Source organism: Bacteroides sp. OF03-11BH (assembly GCF_003604005.1).
GTDB lineage: Bacteria > Bacteroidota > Bacteroidia > Bacteroidales > Bacteroidaceae > Bacteroides > Bacteroides ovatus.
Map to the genome: position 1 here is coordinate 18,975 of NZ_QTMW01000044.1, position 17,554 is coordinate 36,528.

A 17,554-nucleotide genomic window follows, 5' to 3' on the forward strand; every position below is an offset into this window, starting at 1 on the left:
ATTTTTCTATTTGTCTCATACGGTGTTTCCAATTTACGCGGATTCCTGTCGGCAGAACCGAATCAAGGTGCTTATCGCGTTGTTTTCGCTCCAAACATATAGATTATATACGGGAGGACAAATTTTATGAAGGGCTTTTAAAGGGCCTTTCGTGTTTATTTAATGTGCATTAAAAAATACATGTGCCGTAAACCGGCAGGTGTGGAATAATTCTACAGAAAAAAGCCGGATAGGATTAGTTGTGTAAAACTGTCCTGCCCGGCTTATAGGGTTTGGTTTATATGCGCTTTCGGATGTTGCTCAATGCTTGTGGCGTGATGCCGATATAACTTGCTATGTCTTTTAAGGGTATTGAACGTAACAGCCATTTTTCATTGGCCAAAAGCGCTTTGTAACGCGCTTCGGCATCCAGTGTGTAAAACTCCTCTTCCCTTATTATTTTGCGGTTGATGGATCTTACCAAATGTATTCTGGCCAGCTTGTTGAAATTGATGGATAACTCATATAGCTGATGAAGATCTTTTTTGGGCAATCTCCAGATCTTGCATGGCTCCAATGCCTTGATATTGTAGTGGGCATGGTGTTCTTCATGTGAAAGGAAAAAATTGATGAACTCTTTGGCTTGGATAAACCGTGCTGAAATCTCTCTATTCTCTTTGTCCGGAAACCATAACCGGACGATGCCGGATTCCAGATAATAGAGGTAGCATACTTCCTCGCCCCTGGTGACGAGGTGTTCTCCCTTTTTGATATGGATAAGCTCGAAATGAGCATCAAGATACGCCTTTTCTTCGTCTGTCATCCGCACGTGAAGATGGGCGCCCATTACCATGAGCGTCTCATCTATCAGGGTGGCAATTGTTTGAACCATTGAATTTGTTTTATGTTTATATAAGGGTACGGAAACGTACCCTCTAACATGGACGTGGCGTTCCAACAACAAAGGCACGCCCCGTACCAGTTTCATACTGGTACAGGCATGCGCCTGTTGTTGTTAATTCCTTAACGATAGATGCCACTCTTTTGTTAGACAGACGGACGTATGTAAAAAGCGGGCTGCCAATTTTCTGACAATCCGCTGCAAAGATACTATTTTATGGTTTTTGTTCCAACTTTTAGGGATTTAAGTTGACGGCAAGGTCTTCTGGACGAATGCCTACTACCTTTATATAGATATCCCGGTAGATGTTCTCCTTAATCTCCTTGTCCTCTTCAGAATAAAGCCATGCGGTAAATTCATGATAATATTCGCCGGTTCCCAATTTAAAGAAATCCTTATATTGATAATGTCTGCTCACGGGAATGCCTTTCTTGTTTAACAAGAAGCATGATTTAAGCGCATCGTGATATTGCGAGGTCAGTATCGCCTTTATCTTTTCGTCGAAATATTCCAATGTTTCCTGGTCAAAGAAAAACTGTACGGTGTAGGGCCACTTCTCCCCTTTTCCTTTGATGTACTGGTATTGGAATTTGGTTCTCTCCAGCTTTTTGTTGATACCGTTTAAGATGCTGGTCACCTTCTTCTTCCGGTCATGGTTGTCCTTTACCGTTACATCAAATTCCTTGGCAAGTTGGTCAACCGTAACGGTGAAATAAGGTGCTTGTCCTTGGTCAATCTTATACTTGATCAGGTAAATCATTTTCGCCAGGTTCAGATAAAACTTGCGGTAGCCTTTGCGGTTGGGCAGGTTACGGTAGTCTTTCAGTTCCAGCAGATTGTATTCGGTAAGCAAAGTATTCATCAGATCTTTGCTCAGATGCACGTTGTAATTCCGCTTGGTGCGCTTTTTCGTGCCGAAGTTATCCTTTATCTCAAAGCGGTCCAGTATTTGAATGAACTTATATTGCGTCTTGCCGTTCATGGCGTATGCTACACTGAGGTTGGATGTCCCTAAACGGTATAACGCCGCTTCAAAGGTGTTCTCTATCGGATGCTCTATCTTTTGGCCGTTCTGTTCGGTGATATATACCGGACGTTGGTTGCTGAACAGGAAATCAAGCTGCTTCTCGGTCAGTTTTCGTTGCAACTTGGTTCGTTCATACCCCATGACCTCACAAAAATCGTTGATGGAGAACCAGCAGTCGCCGAACAGATCTTTCATTTGTGAAGATGCCACGTAAATGATAATGTCAGACATGACAGTGCCGCCTGCATCAAATAGAACTTCCAATACTTTCGTGTTGGAAGACTCGCTGAGAGTCCTGGGGACTCTGCTCAACTCTTTTTGTGTATTACTTTCCTTCATAGGCGGACACTTGTTGTTTACTGATGCAAAGATACGTTTTTTTACGGAGATAGTGAATCTAACTCCCTATAAATGAAGATTCCAAAGCATTTTTTTCGTGCTGTTTCTTGATTTAGTTGTGTAAAAGTGTCCCGACTACGGCTGTTTCCGATCCCCCAGTTGTGTAAAAGTGTCCCGAATGGCCGGTTTAGTTGTGCAGAAGTGTCCCGGATTCCTGATTTAGTTGTGTAAAAGTGTCCCGAATGCAGATTCTAGTTGTGTAAAAGTATCCCGACTTTCCTGTTCAGTTGTGCAGAAGTGTCCCGAATAGTCGGTTAGTTGTGCAGAAGTGTCCCGGTTACGAGAAGATGCCAGTAAGTGCTAACTTGCAATAATATAGTTGATTATACGGAAAACCTCCCTTATTAGTTGTGTAAAAGTGTCCCACAAATACTTAAATCCCTAAAAACCTAAATAAAACGAAGAAATGATTTTGTTACCGTATTCTTACTTTCGGAAAAAATTTTGAGGTGGAAACAAGTAGAGGTTTGAATTCTTTAACATATTGTCCAGGATAATAGGCAAAGGGATTTTTCCGCAGTTGTGTAAAAGTGTCCCGGTTCAATGCCGGCCTTCACTAAAACGGTGTGCAAAAATAACGCCTGCCCGACGGATGCAGTCGAACAGGCGTATATATTTTTCCGAAAGTAGAATCAGATGCTCATATACTTCTTCAGTATCGCTTGAATCTCCTTGTTATGGCTGGTCAATATGTCTTCAAGAATGTTGTTTGCGATGTTGTGCATTCCTAATCCAGTGGCCATAGCAATCTGCTTCAGCTTTCTGTGGGTTTCGCTGGATATCCGGATTACTTCGGTGTTCTTTAATTTTCGCTCTTCCAGATATTCCGAGAATTTTTTTCCGCAGACTTTGCTTTCTTCTGTTTTTGGAGAAGACTGCACGGAAGGTTTGGATTCCGGCTTTTCCATTTGTTCCGGCTGAGGTTCTTGGACGGTTTCTTTGACTGGAGCCGATTCTTTCACCTCTTCATGGATGGGGTGCTCAATCGCAGGTTGGGGGATAGTGCTTTCCGCAACACTTCCGATCTGCTGGATTTCCTGCTCTTTCTTACTGGCGCTTTGCAGCAAGAGTTTTCTCATGGCGGCTGATGATGTCCTTTCTTTGTTGGTTGCCATAGCTTTATTCTCCTATATGGTTACAGATTAATTCCAATACCTCTTCACAGAAAGCATCACAGGGATGATGGTACGCTTTACTCAGCGTACTTAAATTGCGTTGATAGTCAACCCTTGAATCCTTGATGTAGTTTTGCATCAACTCGAAAGGCAAGGTTTTTTTATTTTTCAAAATTTCTTTGAACTCCAGCACATTCGGAAGAACACGGTTCATAACACCACGCACGGTAGTCTTTTTACCAATCTTTCGACGGCTTTCGATAATCCCTTCATAGATGTTATAGTAAAAGGTCAATGTAGGTCTTAAATCGGTCTGGTTCGGTTCGAAGGGAATGATGATCACGTCAACGAAGTGCAGCGTTTCAACTACACCGTTTTGTTTCAGGTTACCCGGAAAATCGACAAGTATAATGTCGTAATTGTCCTGAAGGAAATCCAGTTGGTTGATGAACTCTGAGGAAGAGATATTGATAACCTCATATTCTTCTTCCTTTTTCATGATTCCGTCCTCGGCTTCGTCCTCACGTAATTTTCCGATAGTGTTCTGCATGTCGTCGATATCCACCACGGCAATGGATAAGCCCCCCTCTTCGTTTGACTGCGAATGAATATAACCTGCAAACAAAGCTGTCAGCGTAGACTTCCCTACCCCGCCCTTGGGATTCTCAAAAGCTACGACTACTCCTGGTAATATTTGTCCCATAATGTACGTTTTTAAGTATGTGCGCAAATATATAAATAATAAATTAAATAATTGCATACTTTTATAATTAATTTATTATACACTTTTTTACTTAATTGTATAAGTAATTACATATATAAATATAAATATAAATATGTACATACTTAATCTTATAATTAAGTATGTATGTTCATACTTTGTAATAATATAATTAGTAATTATGTATTTTGTAACTAATGGCTTTCCGTTCGCCTGTTACAATGTGCGTAGTTACTTTGTAACAAAGTGAGCGGTTAATCTGGATTAAGAAATCAAGACTTTTGTCTGGTTTTGTTTCACAGCTGAGTATTATTGTATATCTTTGCTAATGCAAGGTATGTTTTTGTGGGTACAAAAAACCTTGCGACAGCCGAGCTGCCGACCAATGTTCGTTACACTCACATACTCTGTATATATGAAAGAGAATCGAGATATAAGTATAAAGATCCGCTTGACGGAAGCCGAGAAAGAACAGCTTCTTCAACGTTCAAAGGAAGAGGGAAAATCCCTTTCTTCCTTTATCAGAGAGTCTGCCTTGAAAGGCAGAAGCATATCGAAAACCGATGTGCAAATGATATATGAACTTCGTAAAATAGGAGCCAATATCAACCAGCTTGCCAAACATATCAATACGCTTCCGTCCGATGAAAATATATTGTATTCATTGGATCGGATTAACCAATACCTTTCGGATGTAGAAACCATTAACCGGAAATTGTTATGATAGCCGAGATACAACCTTCTTTCTCATCCCACCTGTCCATGAGCCGGAAAATTGAATACCAGCTTTCCAAGGTCAAGGAAGGAAACGGAAAAGTGCTTTACACCTCCACTGGTGACGAACTGGCCGCCATGCCAGCCTACATGAAACTTATCTCCCAGTTGAATGACCGGGTGAAACTACCTTATGCGGAATTTATTCTGAGCCTCTATCCGGGAGAAAGCCTTTCCGATGAACAGTGGCTTTCTCTTGCCGGGGAATATATCGAGAGGATGGGGTACGGAAAGTCCTGTTATGCCGTTGTCCTAAATACCGACAAGGCACACAGCCATGTGCATGTGCTGCTGACCACAATTGATGAAGAAGGCAAAAGCATTCCTTCCGGAAATAATTACAGCCGTTCCGAAAAGATCTCAAGGGAACTGGAGCAGAAGTACGGTCTGTTGCCTTTGGAAAGGGAAGGAGGCAAGAGAACCACGTTGGGAGAGGCGCAATACCGTAACTATTATTTCGATGCGGCCTTGAAGAAAGCCATGCGTAGTTATAATTACAAGGATAAGGTATCGGCTGTCCTGGAACAATCCGATACATACCGGTCTTTGAATAAACCCTTGCAAGAAATAAAATTGGCCAATGAAGAATGGCGTGTCCTATTGGGGGATGAAAGCTATGACAACCTTTTCGCATTGCTGGAAAAAGGAGGTTTTTTCAACCCCTTGTTCAAGGATGAACTGTTACAACAGCTTGACCGCATCTACTCTTTTTCCGAAAGTACATCCGATTTCCGAAGGAACCTGGAACAAGAAGGATTGTATATGCGTCTGGTCACCAAGAAGGACAAATCCTATTATGTCTATGGCATCAAGGATTCAGGCTTTTACCTGAAGGACGTTTCACTTCCTCAGAAATATCGTTTTGGTAATATTCGTTTTGATGGCCGGGGCATGAGCGCCGATGAACAGAAGCATTATCTCTATGACCATGTGTTTAAGGCATTGAACGCTTCTTTAGGCTATGAGGATTTTAAGAAAAGGTTGGCGGAAGAATCGATCCGTGTGACGGAACATGTAAACAGCAAAGGCGCATACGGGATTTCCTTTTATATGGAAAACGTGGAAAATGCTCATGTCTTTAAAGGTGCGGATCTTTCCCGTAAGCTCACTTATCAGAATATCCAGAAGCATTTCGATGGTGTGGCTGTCGGTCTCTCGCCACATATCGATAGGGTAGGGGAGTTCCGTGAGCGGGTGGATCGTGAGGCTTTCTATATGCAGGGTGGGGGAGTTATGGCCATTCCGGAACTTGACATTACCGGCAGCGGGAAGAAGTCGCAAGAGGATGATCTCATACCGTCCAAAAAGAAACGGAAACGCAAGAGTGGTCCCGATTTCTCATTATGATGAATACTAACTTAATATATTTGCTTTATGAATTATCAGACCGTTTTACAGAATTATCATCCCACTGAACAGGGGGATTTCATGTTGAGATATGAGATAGGTGGCCGGGGATATGTCGTTTACTCACCGGAGAAGGATGCGTTGTCTTGTATTGAATTACATGGCTTTTCCGAGCTTACTCCTTGGCAATTGGCTTTTGTTCTTTCCTTGGATATGCAGCAGATGAAAGAACAGGACGAGCTTTCTCTCTTCGTATGTTGTAAGCGAGAAAAGCTCTTGTCTTATCTTTTCGATGTGGAGGAAAGCGAAACCGTCTTGAAGACAAAGCACGTGTCCGGTTGGCAGGGCTATCTGATGATGGATATCCATAAGCCGGACAGGGTACGGAACGTGTTCCAGTTCCATCCGGAAACGAAAGAAGCCCGTTTGGTCTTTGATAACCGTTTATGTGTCGCTTCCCTTCGTGAGAAAGAAAAAGGAAAGCTCATCCATCTCTGTTGGAGTCCTTCTGTCTTTGCTGCCATCGATAAGGGAGGAGAGCGTACCGCACCGGCTTATCTGTTGGCTTCTGATGCTGCCTTGTTGCATGGGTATGCCATGAAACAGATTGCGGAATGCTTTGCCGGTACACCGGTTGAAGAACGGGTTATCGGTATTCATGTAGGGGATAATGTCTATGAGGCCTTGTCTTTTGTGTGCTATTACGTCCGTAACGTGCAGGATGAATATTTGGTTATTCCTGAGCGGAAAGATGGGATGGTGATTCTTGAAACCCCGAAATGGAATCCGATACGCCAGGCTAACTTCGTGGCTTCACTGAACAAGATGGCGGTTGACCAGGCGAAGAAACGCTATCCGGAAATGGAGGTTCCGAATGAACGGCCATTCACGTGCCTCTCTTTTGCCCGGAAGTCTTTCGTCTATTTCCCGGATCTGAAGGTGTATCAGGAGGTGTTCTTGAAGATGTATTTGGGGTTGGTGAGGTTACAGGAGGTGCATTTGCTGGGGTAAGGAACAATTGCAGTGCTGCTTATAAAATAGTGGCACTACTATTGTTAGAGTACTTCTATCATTCCTTTGGTTACGGCATCGGCCAGTAGTCTTTTTACAATCCTGCCACTGGGAGGATTGGTTATCCCAAGCGTTATCTCAACCCTGTTTGATAGAGGATGATAGTGCAGGTATTGGAGGATTTCATCTTCAATAGTCATGTTATAATTCTTTTATCGGGACAATTTTGCCTGATATTTATGCTTTTGTTTATTGTTCTGTCCCGATAGAGATTATTTTGGATGGACAAAGAAACGCTATCCAGAAATGGAGGTTCCGAATGAACGGCCATTCATGTGCCTTTCTTTTGCTGGAAGTCTTTCGTCTATTTCCCGAGTCTGAAGGTGTATCTGGAGATGTTTTTGAAGATGTATTGGGAATTGGTGAGGTTACAAGAGGCGCATTTGTTGGAATAAGGAAAAGGGTGCATCTAATGCCCAATTTGAAAGGATCACCTGCTACAGATAACTGTAACAGGGATATTATCCTTAAAAAAGTGAGTTAGATACACCATTTTAAAGTGCTTCTGTTATTTCTTTGTTTACGGTGTTGGGGAATAATCTTTTTATTACTCAGTTATAGGGAAAATAGGTCTGATATTTATGTTTGGATTATATACTTTGAGGATAAGTGAAGAAAGATATCTGAAGGTGGATTCTTTTATTTAGAGTTCCTTTTAGAATAAGATTTCGCCAAACAGAAATATATTTAGAATTGTTTCTCATAAACCTCAATGCTGCAACATTGAAGTCCAATCTGTAAGCTTGATATCTTATACATTTATTCTTATTTCCAACTTTTCATATAGCACAACTGCCTTTATCAGAGGCAGATTCTCCTTGCAGAACCATGGAAAATCGATACATCTGAAATCGACATGGCTCTCCTCCAGCAGATTGAGAAAACGGATGTCGTCTATCATCCCTTTTAAGGAAACGAACAGGAGAGGTATCTTTTTTCTTTGGCAAAAAAATAGCGCCTTCTGTAGTTCCGCATATGCGATGGCTTGTTCATCCTTGCTAGTGGAATCATTTCTCTTGTCAAAAAAAGACAACTGGACTTTTAATGAATTATGTTGTTGGAGGTATTCCGCCAGCTGTTGCTGTGCTTCAGGAGAGCTGGCATCTCCATACAGTATTATATCACTATATTGCTTCATATCGGGTATTTGTTCCGGTTGTACGCTCCTTTTTTCCAAAGGCACCCCTGCATATTCTTTCAATAGATGCTGCTTCGTGATCTTTCGGGGTTTCTCAACGGAGTAGAATGCATATCTGAATATAAACTGAGTCCCTTTCTTCTGTACGGATTCCTGTTCCAGGAAAAAAGAATTCAGGCGTATCTTGTTTTCTTGAAGGATATGTTTGGGAATATCTTCCTGATAGATATCGGTCATGTATTGAAGGATGGTCTTTTTCATTAGAAAAATCAATGAAAAGGTTCATTACCAGTATTTATAATAAGTTTTTCCAACCCATTAATTTTTGCGTAATGCTGTTTCTGCGGTTTAGAATCTGAAAACGAAGCTACTTTCGCAAGATCCTGTGTCCGGTATATATACTTACTTACATATGGATAGTGATATTTTATCATTTTACCGGCAAATACATTCCGAATGTTTTCCACATTGAGTACAATCTTGATCTTGTTGATAATAATCAATGCTATAGATTATCATTTCTTTTTCAATATGGATATCAGGTTGCCTAATTGAGGTTCGATAACTTTCTTGTAAACCAACTTCATTCTTTTGTCAGAGGTTTTAACGAAGGATTTTACCATTTATAGTCAAATTGTTCAATGTCTTCTTCTGCAAGTAGATTTCCGGACTGCACCTCGATGAACGTCAATTCAGAGATAGCCCTGACTGCATGTTTAACACCTTTCTTGATTGTAATCGTATCGCCTCTGCTGATAACCGACCTGATATCATCGAGTACCAGTTCTCCCTCGCCGTCGATAAACGTCCAGACTTCATCGCGATGGCGGTGTACCTGATAGCTGATACTCTTACCGGATTTGATTTTCAGTTGCTTGGTAAGTGATTTGTAACCGTCGGAAAACTCGGCGGTATCGACAACTTTGTATTCACCCCAGCGACGTTCTTCGAACATTGGCCGATGTTGTAGGCAGTCAGCGTAAGTTTTGATGTTCTCGCTTTTATCTTTGTCCGAAATTAGGATTCCATCATTTGATGCTGCGATAACTAGATTCCGTGTGCCAATGCACATGATTGGCAGTCCAAGTTCGTTGATGACGTGGGTATTTTCGGATTCTTCATCCATGACAACATTGCCCATGGTGTGTTCCGATAGTTCATCAGTCAACGTATTCCATGTACCAAGGTCTTTCCACTCTCCGGCAAAAGGTACGACGGCTACCGACTGCGCTTTTTCAGCGACTTCGTAGTCAAAACTGATTTTCGGAAATTCCCCATAGCGAGAACGAATTTCTGAAAAAGTGTCGGTTTTGATGTGTCGGGTTACAATATCTGTCATATACCCCAACCGAAAAGCGAATACGCCTCCGTTCCAGAAAGCACCCTCTGAAATAAGTTTCTCGGCAGTTATCATATCTGGCTTTTCCGTAAAGCGTGATACTTGAAATATTCCTTTGTTCTGTACATCATTGACTGGCACTACATATCCGTATTTTGCTGACGGATATGTGGGGTTAATTCCCATCAATACTAGTTCGGCTACATTGTTTTTCACTGCATCCGCTATCCTGCGAATCGTTTCAAAATAACCTGTTTCGGTATAAGGGTCGCAAGGCATGACGATTATAATCTCATCGGTGGAACATTTTCGTTTGTAGGCCAAATACGAGCTTGCGAGAGCGATAGCCGGGAATGTATCGCGACGCTCCGGTTCCGTAACTACAGGAATCTCTTCTCCAAGCTGGTTGATGATGATATCCCGTTGTGACTGGCTTGTTGCCACAGTAATCGAATCACAGATGCCGGTTTCTCGTAATTGCCGTACCACCCGCTGCACCATCGACTCTTTCGAGCCATCGGGCGCAGTCAACAGTTTGATAAATTGTTTTGACCGTGTATTATTGGAAAGCGGCCATAGGCGTTTACCAGAACCGCCGGATAACAGTATGATTTGCATAGATGTTATTTAATTCGATTTTTAATTTGCCGATAGTATTCTTCAAGCATCAATTTCCAAAATTTATTGCGTTCGTAACGTGATGTAATCATTGCCCTTGCATTCTTTGCCATTCTTTTTACCTCATTAGGATTATCCAAAAAATATTTCATGGCTTTATACAATGCGTGTTCGTCTTGTGGTGGAACAATTATTCCATTTTTGTTTTGAACAATTATTTCATTACAACCATTGATATCTGTAACGATTTGTGGTAATTCCAAGGCCCCAGCTTGCATGACAACATTAGGGAAACCTTCACGATAGGAGGGAAAAACAAAAGCCTCACACCCCATTAGATAGGGACGAACATCTTGTTGAAAGCCGACAAACTCAATGTGAGAATTTGTGCTAATCTCTTGTTTTACCCAATCATCAACCGGATAAAGGTTTTCTTCCATAAAGCCGATTAAACGTAATCCTATGTTAGGATAATCTTTCTGTAATCGAATAAAAGAAGCTACTAATTCATTGATTCCTTTCTCATAAAATATACGACCTACAAAACCAAACGTGAAATCGAAAGTTGAAATCTTAATATCTTGTGTAGCATTTCGCGAATAGAATGCCGTATCAATTCCATTTGAACCACCATTACCGATAACAAGCATTTTTTTAGGATTGCCGATCCCCATTGAACAAATAATATCACACATCTTTTGTGAATTGGGATATACATTTGTGGCACAAGCGTAAGTTAACCGTTCCGTAAAACGAAGAATTTGTTTTTTTATGCCCGTAGCCGTCGTCAATGGGAAGCCTGTTACCGTGTGCATACGGATCGGCACACGTGCTATCCATGCTGCTAACATACCCAAAAGACCAGCTTTGGGGGTGTGCGAGTGAACAATAGTCGGCTTCTCTTTGATAAAAAGTTTTACCAATTGGAAAAGAGTTATTAAATCGAAAATCGGATTTATGGCTCTTGACATTTTTACCGGAATACAACGTGCCTGTTGCTTCTGTAATTCCTCCCAACCTTCTCCTTTAGGGGCAACGGCAATGACATCGAAATATGCGGAAAAATAATTCAATTGACCTTGAAGTTGCCGGACTTGAAAATAAGCTGAATTTGTTATTTTGAATAATTTCTTTTTTTTCATTGAAAAGATTTTATTTTTTTTGCAGGAACTCCCCCATAAATAGAGAATGAGTCAACACTTTTATTAACCAAACTATTTGCGCCTATTATACATCTTGTATCAATGTGAACTCCACATAAAATCCTCACTCCACAACCAATCCATACATCATCATGGATAACTACCGTTTTTTTTAGGATTTCATTATATTTAATAGGTAAATTAAAATCAGAATAAGTGTGAGTACTTGTTAGTATTGAACTTGAATGGGCAATAGACACATTATTTCCGATCATCAATCCTCCGCTACATTCAAAATAACACATCGGATGAATACTGATATTATCTCCCAGTTCTAGTTTCTCTATGTTAGATATATATACATTTTCTTTAATTACAACATTATCACCGCATTTTTTTGCTAGATTTTTCACCAATATGTATCTAATCACAATACCAACTTTTCCTCCAATACCTCTTAAACTTACAAATAAAAAATTATTAAGTTTCCTAGGAAGATATGAATCTACTATAACGAATACCTTAATTAATGGTTTAATCCGTTTAAATAAAGTTCTACCGCTTAGATCCGACATGTCTAATATCTATATAATTGTTTTTTTTATCTTTCATATGAAACAAATAGCCAATAGGCATAAAAATAATATAACTAGAAATTCCTATTTGTTTTATTTTATTTTTCATTTTCAATTTAGAGCAAGGAGCAAAACGCCAGTAATTTATATGAGCTTTTATTTTTTTTAAATATGGAATATCTAGTGATGCCATTTCTGAATAAATTCTCATGGCATAATTAGGTGAATTCATTCTGTTTTTGATTGATGAAACAGATAAACCGTCTGATAAATACTCTGCGATGTATATTTTTTCATTAAAAAATAACATAAGGTAATTTTTTCCAATACGGTTTAGAACCAAACTTTCTGCACAAAATTTTTCTCCGGGTATATCGTCAAATAAATAATTTCTCAGGACTGATGTTTTAAAAACAAACGCAACATCCCCTTTTATATTTTTTATAATCCAATAGTTAATCCAAGAATCTTTTAAAATTTTCCATGTAACCTCTTTCCCTATACGAGAACCATCTGGAAAGCATTTCATACCACAAACTCCAGCAAATTTATCATTATTCTTTATATATTGATAATGAAAAACTATTCGTTCTATAGAGTCTTTTGTTAAATAGTCATCACTATCTACAATATAAAATAATTCTCCTTTTGCATGTAATACGCCATTGTTGATTGCTCTATGTTTTCCACCATTCTCTTGTTTGATGAAACGAATTAATATACGATCTTCATTTTGATAAGATTTTATAATTTCATCAATATCATCAGTGCTCCCATCGTCAACAATAATCCATTCAAAATTTTTATAGGTTTGAGACAACAAACTCTGATATAGATTTCCAATTAAATTCTTCCTATTATATACCGGTGTAAATACAGTAACTAAATCTTTCATAAAAATCTTTTTCTATTGTTTTGTATTTTATTTTATCCACATTACATAAGTGAACATATAATAACATAGAATAATCCATTTTATTCGTTCTCCCTGGTTATTTATTAAGTTATCTTTTAGCAAGGGATATATCAATACTATAGGATAAAGAAACCAAGATAGATAAGCAAATCTGTTATTATACGGTACATGAATGGTCAATAGCCAGAACGCATTACTTGCTATATAAGTATTAAATAAACGGATAAACAATTTGTCTTCGTAGCAATATGTATAGATATATTTCACTCCTGCGATAATGGGTATCAAACTATAAATAATGAAGTCCCAGCGAAATCCAATATTAGAGAACATTTGCTCCATGCCTTTATAAGACATATTCAAATATTCAGACATCCTTTTATCCTGTTCAAACCAAGGAATGTTTGTCAACAAAGTGGAGAAAGAATCACGTGCAACAAGCATAAGCAGGAAAAACGTTCCCCATAAGTATAAGTAGTGTTTGGGATTATTTGAAAGTCGGGTCAGCAAGAAACAGCCAATTGGCAACATGACGGATTGATGGAAAAGACATGCTATAATCCAAACAGGAATTCGTTTAATATCGTTGTTTGGAACAAGAAAAGAGAAGATAACTAACGATGTAGCTATTCCGTTACGCAGTCCATTTACTCCGTATCCCCAAAAACTCAAAGAACAAACGAACAACACTAGTGCTACAGCATATTGTTGTTTGAATCGTTTCTTTAAAGCAAAGAAAACAGGCAATATATATAATGAGCAAAGAACAAACCAATACCCTTTTAAATTGACGAGTTGTGAAAGCCAATAGGTAAGATACTCAAAACCAATATCTCTATCTCTTATAGCAACCGTACCATAGAAGGCTTTCTTTTGGAAAGCCATGGCATAAGCTGAAGTATCTCCAAAGTAGTGATAATCGGTCGGTCGGAAAGTTACATGAACATATACAATCAAGAGTAAAGCAAGGCTAAATATCTGGTTGTTGATATAAGGCTGTCTTACTGTTTCTGCCCTGACCGGTTGAATAGCGATGTAAACAACTAATAGCAGCAACAAGTTGTAATATAAGGCTATATATAGACTAATACTCATAAAATGACATCACAAATTTGGTCCACATAATGTTCCCACGTAATTTTAGCTTCTATGCGCCGACGTGCATTACGACCTTCATTTATAGCAAGAGATTTATCGTCGATTAACTTAATGAGTAAATTCTCCAATTCTTCGTGGGCGTCCTGATGTATCAACCAACCGCCATTATTCTCCTCGACAGCATCGGGAATGCCACCTGTACGAGTACCTATAACGGCGGTTCCACAAGCTTGCGCTTCGGCAAAAACAAGCCCGTATCCTTCTACATTCCTATTATCCGCTTCTTCACGTGTACAGAGAATGAATATATGCGAGGCTGAATAGAAATCGCAAAGTTTATTATCATCAATGAAACCTTCAAATGATACAATATCTGACAATCCTAAATCGGTAACCATCCGCTCAAGTGCACTCTTATATTTTCCTTTACCTCCGAGATGCAATCGCACTTGTTGCTTATACTTTGCCGGTAAAGAAGCTATCGTCCGGATAATAAAATCATGTCCTTTAAATTTTTCCAATCGAGAAATAGAACAGAGGTGTAGCAAGCCATCCTTATATTTTTCACAAGTAGGGCGAAAATGAATTGCATCAACCGCTAACGGAATAGCGATTGTTTTAGCATTTGGAGAACAATGTTTTACTAATGTCTCTGTATAATGACTGTTAGCAATCACGCAAGAGGCGTTTCTTAGTATAAAACGTCGATAAGTAGGCCAAATACAGCGTCGGAAAAAACTCTTTCCGGCAAGATATTCGGCTCCATGTGCCAATATATAGGTTTCTCTGTTTGACAATAGAGACAGCATTCCCTCTGGATGATAATTCCCGGTAATTACAATATCACCGGGAACAGTTTTTTTGCGTAAATACTTCAATGTACGCAACTCCAATATTCCTCTTCTTCCATGCAATCTCACCACATTATTATCCTCCTCTGCATCGGTAGAAGTACTTTGGGGACAAATGACTGTAACATTCAGTCCTTTTTTCTCTAAATATTTTTTCAGTTCAAAACAAAGCCTTGCAATACCACCATTACTTGGTGGATAATCATAGGTTACAATAAAAATGTGTTTGTTAGATGTTTGCATAATGAGTATATTTAGGAGTTAGTTTTCCTTTTTTATAACCTTCTTTATAAGTTTTTGCAAAAAGTCTAAACAGTCCGGGATTGCGGTAAGTAAAAGCGTATGATGCAACAAGACGCAACAAATAGATGTAAGCAGTCGGCCTATGATACCATTTGAGATGACGGCTAATCAATAAAGCCCGGTTATGTACTAATGAAGCAATATAGCGATTGATATCCAGAACCCTGCAACCGCCTGTATCAGCAGCCAAGTGCCATACATGAGCATCATAATTAAAAAAAACTTTGTATCCAAGTTCCTTTACTCGTAAACATATTTCGGTTTCTTCATATAGAGCAGCTCCATAATTCAAATATTCATCAACACCACCAACTTCTAAAAATATGTCTTTTTTTATGCTATAATTTCCACCTCCGCCATGATCTACATATTCTTTATGATTAATGTGGAATCCCCGTTCTGGAGTTGCCGTATAGAAATGGAACTTGCCTACATTTTTCGATTTGGGATTATTCTTATATTTTTCTGTAATTCCCCCTGCCACTACTGCGATATCAGGTTGTGACAAGAACTTGTAATGCTCTTTGAGCAGGTTGCAGTCACACTCGATATCATCATCTAGAAATAGGATGTAGGCGTATTGTGTGTGTTGCACACCGAAATTACGAGCTTCAGGTAGCCCTCTAAATTCAGTCACATGATAGTACTTAATCAATGTATCACTATCTTTTGCACGACTATACATAGTACTGTCAATGGCTGCCGATTGGTCTACAATAATTATTTCATACGGCTCCCCAAAATCTTGCTCTATTAAGCAATCAACTGTACTTGCCAGATAATCAGCCCGATTAAGTGTGGGCAAAATAATGCTTATCCCTTTTTGCATAAGGCGTTTATGAATAATATGAATCAAGAGTTAAGAAATTAATCACTTCGTTTAGGAATTATACTCTATCAGAAATTTCACTATAATGAAGCATTTCTATATTTTACGTAGTTGTACTGAAATGTTTGACTTTCTTCAAGATGGCAATACAAAAAAAGCCTTAACTCCCCTTCGTATGAATATGTGATTTTATAAATAAAAAGTCCGTTTAAATTTTCTAATAAAGCAGTTGAGTTAGGATTCTTCTACATGATGTTTGGAGCTATCTCTTATAACTCGATTGTAAAATTCGATGTTTTGTGCCACTATCTCGTTGGTGTTGAATCTAGCAGTTGCATTTAGATAAGCCCTGTCGGCTTGTTCACACCTATAAATGGGATTCGAGATTAGCCGTTGCAAAGCCTCTGCAAATTCATCGATACGTTTCACCCTGCATTTGCAAACACAGTTACTGTCTCCTATAATCTCTTGAAAACAATCGATATCGGAACAAACAATTGCCTTCCGCAGTAACATTGCCTCCAGTAAGACCAAACCGAAAGTTTCTGCATGGCTTGGAAATATGCAAATATCGGCACTGTTAGCGTATGACATAGTCTTGTCATAAGGTAAGCGACCTAAATACGATACACAACCGATCGATTGCTTTGAAAAGAGAGATTTGCATTTTTCCCATGTCGAAGAACCATTCACTACTGCATCCTGTCCGATGAGAATGAGTTTGACATTGTCGTTTTGCTCGCATATCCTGTTGAAAATAAGAGGCAAATCAAGTACCCCCTTTTTCTCAACAATTGTCCCCCAATAAAGTATCGTTATTGTATTTTTGTTCATGTCACTAGATGAAAGAGGGGGCATGTTTATATCCACAGGATTATATATTACACATTTTCTCTTATTCGAAGACAGACTGAATAATTTATCCGTCAGGTCGAGAGCCTGTCGGCTAACTCCTATATAGGCATCAGAATTACGCAAAGCATTATATTCCATAAGCCGTACGTTCCATGGAGTTTTGTTTCCAGACAAATGATCGAAATACACATTTGAACCATGTAATCTTGTAACTACTGGTACAGATAAACTACAAAAAGCCAAAGGTCCCTCCCAGTCGATAGATTCAACGAGGTCGATGCCAATCTTTGCCACTAATAGATTTAACTTTTTATTTAGATACCTTCTATTGATAAAAGAAGAAAATGGAGACTTATGAGGCTGGTTTATAGGTATCACAGATATACCATCGTCCCACACAGTTTCTGTAAACTTATTGCCCCAATACACAACTGATACCTTCACACCAGTCTCACTCTTAACGATAAGATGAGACAAATGTTTGATAAAAATTCCGATTCCGCCACATTTCATACCCAATATCGGATATTCTGTAGTTAAAAACGCTATATGCATC

17 protein-coding genes are annotated in these 17,554 nt (G+C 39.2%); 3 read left to right on the top strand and 14 right to left on the bottom strand.

The genetic code is table 11. The features are described 5' to 3' along the window. Positions 1–277 precede the first annotated feature (277 nt). The 4 genes from DXA54_RS22420 to DXA54_RS22435 all read right to left on the bottom strand — a co-directional run bounded on the left by DXA54_RS22420 (position 278) and on the right by DXA54_RS22435 (position 4,124). Positions 278–871, bottom strand: coding sequence for a Crp/Fnr family transcriptional regulator (locus tag DXA54_RS22420; RefSeq protein ID WP_005868875.1), 594 nt, complete (start codon positions 869–871; stop codon positions 278–280). A gap of 244 nt (positions 872–1,115) precedes the next feature. After that, positions 1,116–2,246 (bottom strand): hypothetical protein, encoded by a 1,131-nt coding sequence (locus DXA54_RS22425; RefSeq protein WP_005868874.1) that lies wholly within the window; start codon positions 2,244–2,246, stop codon positions 1,116–1,118. A 692-nt stretch (positions 2,247–2,938) separates the two neighbouring features. After that, the gene (locus tag DXA54_RS22430) at positions 2,939–3,421 is read right to left on the bottom strand and encodes a DUF3408 domain-containing protein (protein WP_005868873.1); all 483 of its coding nucleotides are present in this window, start codon (positions 3,419–3,421) and stop codon (positions 2,939–2,941) included. Between the two features lie 4 nt (positions 3,422–3,425). Then, positions 3,426–4,124 (bottom strand): ParA family protein, encoded by a 699-nt coding sequence (locus DXA54_RS22435; RefSeq protein WP_005868872.1) that lies wholly within the window; start codon positions 4,122–4,124, stop codon positions 3,426–3,428. Positions 4,125–4,527: 403 nt separating this feature from the next. Here DXA54_RS22435 and DXA54_RS22440 point away from each other — a divergent pair, with 403 nt between their 5' ends. From DXA54_RS22440 to DXA54_RS22450, 3 genes are read left to right on the top strand one after another with little or no spacing between them, the layout of a single operon-like run. Further along, a complete protein-coding gene (locus DXA54_RS22440) occupies positions 4,528–4,866 on the top strand; it encodes a plasmid mobilization protein (RefSeq protein ID WP_008770294.1) in 339 nt (112 codons plus the stop codon). Continuing rightward, positions 4,863–6,263, top strand: coding sequence for a relaxase/mobilization nuclease domain-containing protein (locus DXA54_RS22445; protein WP_005868870.1), 1,401 nt, complete (start codon positions 4,863–4,865; stop codon positions 6,261–6,263). The genes DXA54_RS22440 and DXA54_RS22445 overlap by 4 nt, the downstream gene beginning before the upstream one ends. Before the next feature lie 27 nt (positions 6,264–6,290). Then, a complete protein-coding gene (locus DXA54_RS22450; protein ID WP_005868869.1) occupies positions 6,291–7,274 on the top strand; it encodes a hypothetical protein in 984 nt (327 codons plus the stop codon). A 44-nt stretch (positions 7,275–7,318) separates the two neighbouring features. Here the strand turns inward: DXA54_RS22450 and DXA54_RS28275 are convergent, their stop codons facing one another. The 10 genes from DXA54_RS28275 to DXA54_RS22505 form a co-directional block, all read right to left on the bottom strand. After that, positions 7,319–7,474 carry a hypothetical protein gene (locus DXA54_RS28275; protein ID WP_005868867.1) on the bottom strand — a complete coding sequence of 52 codons (156 nt, stop codon included), beginning with the start codon at positions 7,472–7,474 and terminating at the stop codon, positions 7,319–7,321. A 611-nt stretch (positions 7,475–8,085) separates the two neighbouring features. Then, positions 8,086–8,733 carry a hypothetical protein gene (locus tag DXA54_RS22460; protein ID WP_005868866.1) on the bottom strand — a complete coding sequence of 216 codons (648 nt, stop codon included), beginning with the start codon at positions 8,731–8,733 and terminating at the stop codon, positions 8,086–8,088. Between the two features lie 355 nt (positions 8,734–9,088). Beyond that, complete coding sequence (locus tag DXA54_RS22470) at positions 9,089–10,429, bottom strand: sugar phosphate nucleotidyltransferase (RefSeq protein ID WP_005868865.1); 1,341 nt, start codon at positions 10,427–10,429, stop codon at positions 9,089–9,091. A 5-nt stretch (positions 10,430–10,434) separates the two neighbouring features. Further along, entirely contained in the window at positions 10,435–11,571 is a 1,137-nt protein-coding gene (locus DXA54_RS22475; protein ID WP_005868864.1) for a glycosyltransferase family 4 protein, read from the bottom strand. After that, positions 11,568–12,146: an acyltransferase gene (locus DXA54_RS22480; RefSeq protein ID WP_005868863.1), complete on the bottom strand. Its 579-nt coding sequence runs from the start codon at positions 12,144–12,146 to the stop codon at positions 11,568–11,570. The genes DXA54_RS22475 and DXA54_RS22480 overlap by 4 nt, the downstream gene beginning before the upstream one ends. After that, a complete protein-coding gene (locus DXA54_RS22485) occupies positions 12,127–13,041 on the bottom strand; it encodes a glycosyltransferase family 2 protein (RefSeq protein ID WP_005868862.1) in 915 nt (304 codons plus the stop codon). Before DXA54_RS22485 ends, DXA54_RS22480 begins: the two co-directional genes overlap by 20 nt. A gap of 27 nt (positions 13,042–13,068) precedes the next feature. Continuing rightward, positions 13,069–14,157, bottom strand: a complete 1,089-nt coding sequence (locus DXA54_RS22490; protein ID WP_005868861.1) for an EpsG family protein — start codon at positions 14,155–14,157, stop codon at positions 13,069–13,071. Continuing rightward, a complete protein-coding gene (locus tag DXA54_RS22495; RefSeq protein ID WP_005868860.1) occupies positions 14,154–15,254 on the bottom strand; it encodes a glycosyltransferase family 4 protein in 1,101 nt (366 codons plus the stop codon). Before DXA54_RS22495 ends, DXA54_RS22490 begins: the two co-directional genes overlap by 4 nt. Next, entirely contained in the window at positions 15,241–16,143 is a 903-nt protein-coding gene (locus DXA54_RS22500) for a glycosyltransferase family 2 protein (RefSeq protein WP_005868858.1), read from the bottom strand. The genes DXA54_RS22495 and DXA54_RS22500 overlap by 14 nt, the downstream gene beginning before the upstream one ends. 234 nt (positions 16,144–16,377) lie before the next feature. Continuing rightward, on the bottom strand, positions 16,378–17,553 hold the full coding sequence (locus DXA54_RS22505) for a glycosyltransferase family 4 protein (protein WP_005868857.1): 1,176 nt from the start codon (positions 17,551–17,553) through the stop codon (positions 16,378–16,380). Between the last annotated feature and the right edge of the window lies 1 nt (position 17,554).

Excerpts from the sequence above, each read along its gene's own strand:
- DXA54_RS22505 (WP_005868857.1), bottom strand. The coding sequence starts at position 17,553 with ATGCATATAGCGTTTTTAACTACAGAATATCCGATATTGGGTATGAAA.
- DXA54_RS22450 (WP_005868869.1), top strand. The coding sequence starts at position 6,291 with ATGAATTATCAGACCGTTTTACAGAATTATCATCCCACTGAACAGGGG.
- DXA54_RS22445 (WP_005868870.1), top strand. The coding sequence starts at position 4,863 with ATGATAGCCGAGATACAACCTTCTTTCTCATCCCACCTGTCCATGAGC.
- DXA54_RS28275 (WP_005868867.1), bottom strand. The coding sequence starts at position 7,474 with ATGACTATTGAAGATGAAATCCTCCAATACCTGCACTATCATCCTCTA.
- DXA54_RS22460 (WP_005868866.1), bottom strand. The coding sequence starts at position 8,733 with ATGAAAAAGACCATCCTTCAATACATGACCGATATCTATCAGGAAGAT.
- DXA54_RS22435 (WP_005868872.1), bottom strand. The coding sequence starts at position 4,124 with ATGGGACAAATATTACCAGGAGTAGTCGTAGCTTTTGAGAATCCCAAG.
- DXA54_RS22475 (WP_005868864.1), bottom strand. The coding sequence starts at position 11,571 with ATGAAAAAAAAGAAATTATTCAAAATAACAAATTCAGCTTATTTTCAA.
- DXA54_RS22470 (WP_005868865.1), bottom strand. The coding sequence starts at position 10,429 with ATGCAAATCATACTGTTATCCGGCGGTTCTGGTAAACGCCTATGGCCG.
- DXA54_RS22420 (WP_005868875.1), bottom strand. The coding sequence starts at position 871 with ATGGTTCAAACAATTGCCACCCTGATAGATGAGACGCTCATGGTAATG.
- DXA54_RS22485 (WP_005868862.1), bottom strand. The coding sequence starts at position 13,041 with ATGAAAGATTTAGTTACTGTATTTACACCGGTATATAATAGGAAGAAT.
- DXA54_RS22480 (WP_005868863.1), bottom strand. The coding sequence starts at position 12,146 with ATGTCGGATCTAAGCGGTAGAACTTTATTTAAACGGATTAAACCATTA.
- DXA54_RS22490 (WP_005868861.1), bottom strand. The coding sequence starts at position 14,157 with ATGAGTATTAGTCTATATATAGCCTTATATTACAACTTGTTGCTGCTA.
- DXA54_RS22440 (WP_008770294.1), top strand. The coding sequence starts at position 4,528 with ATGTTCGTTACACTCACATACTCTGTATATATGAAAGAGAATCGAGAT.
- DXA54_RS22430 (WP_005868873.1), bottom strand. The coding sequence starts at position 3,421 with ATGGCAACCAACAAAGAAAGGACATCATCAGCCGCCATGAGAAAACTC.
- DXA54_RS22500 (WP_005868858.1), bottom strand. The coding sequence starts at position 16,143 with ATGCAAAAAGGGATAAGCATTATTTTGCCCACACTTAATCGGGCTGAT.
- DXA54_RS22495 (WP_005868860.1), bottom strand. The coding sequence starts at position 15,254 with ATGCAAACATCTAACAAACACATTTTTATTGTAACCTATGATTATCCA.
- DXA54_RS22425 (WP_005868874.1), bottom strand. The coding sequence starts at position 2,246 with ATGAAGGAAAGTAATACACAAAAAGAGTTGAGCAGAGTCCCCAGGACT.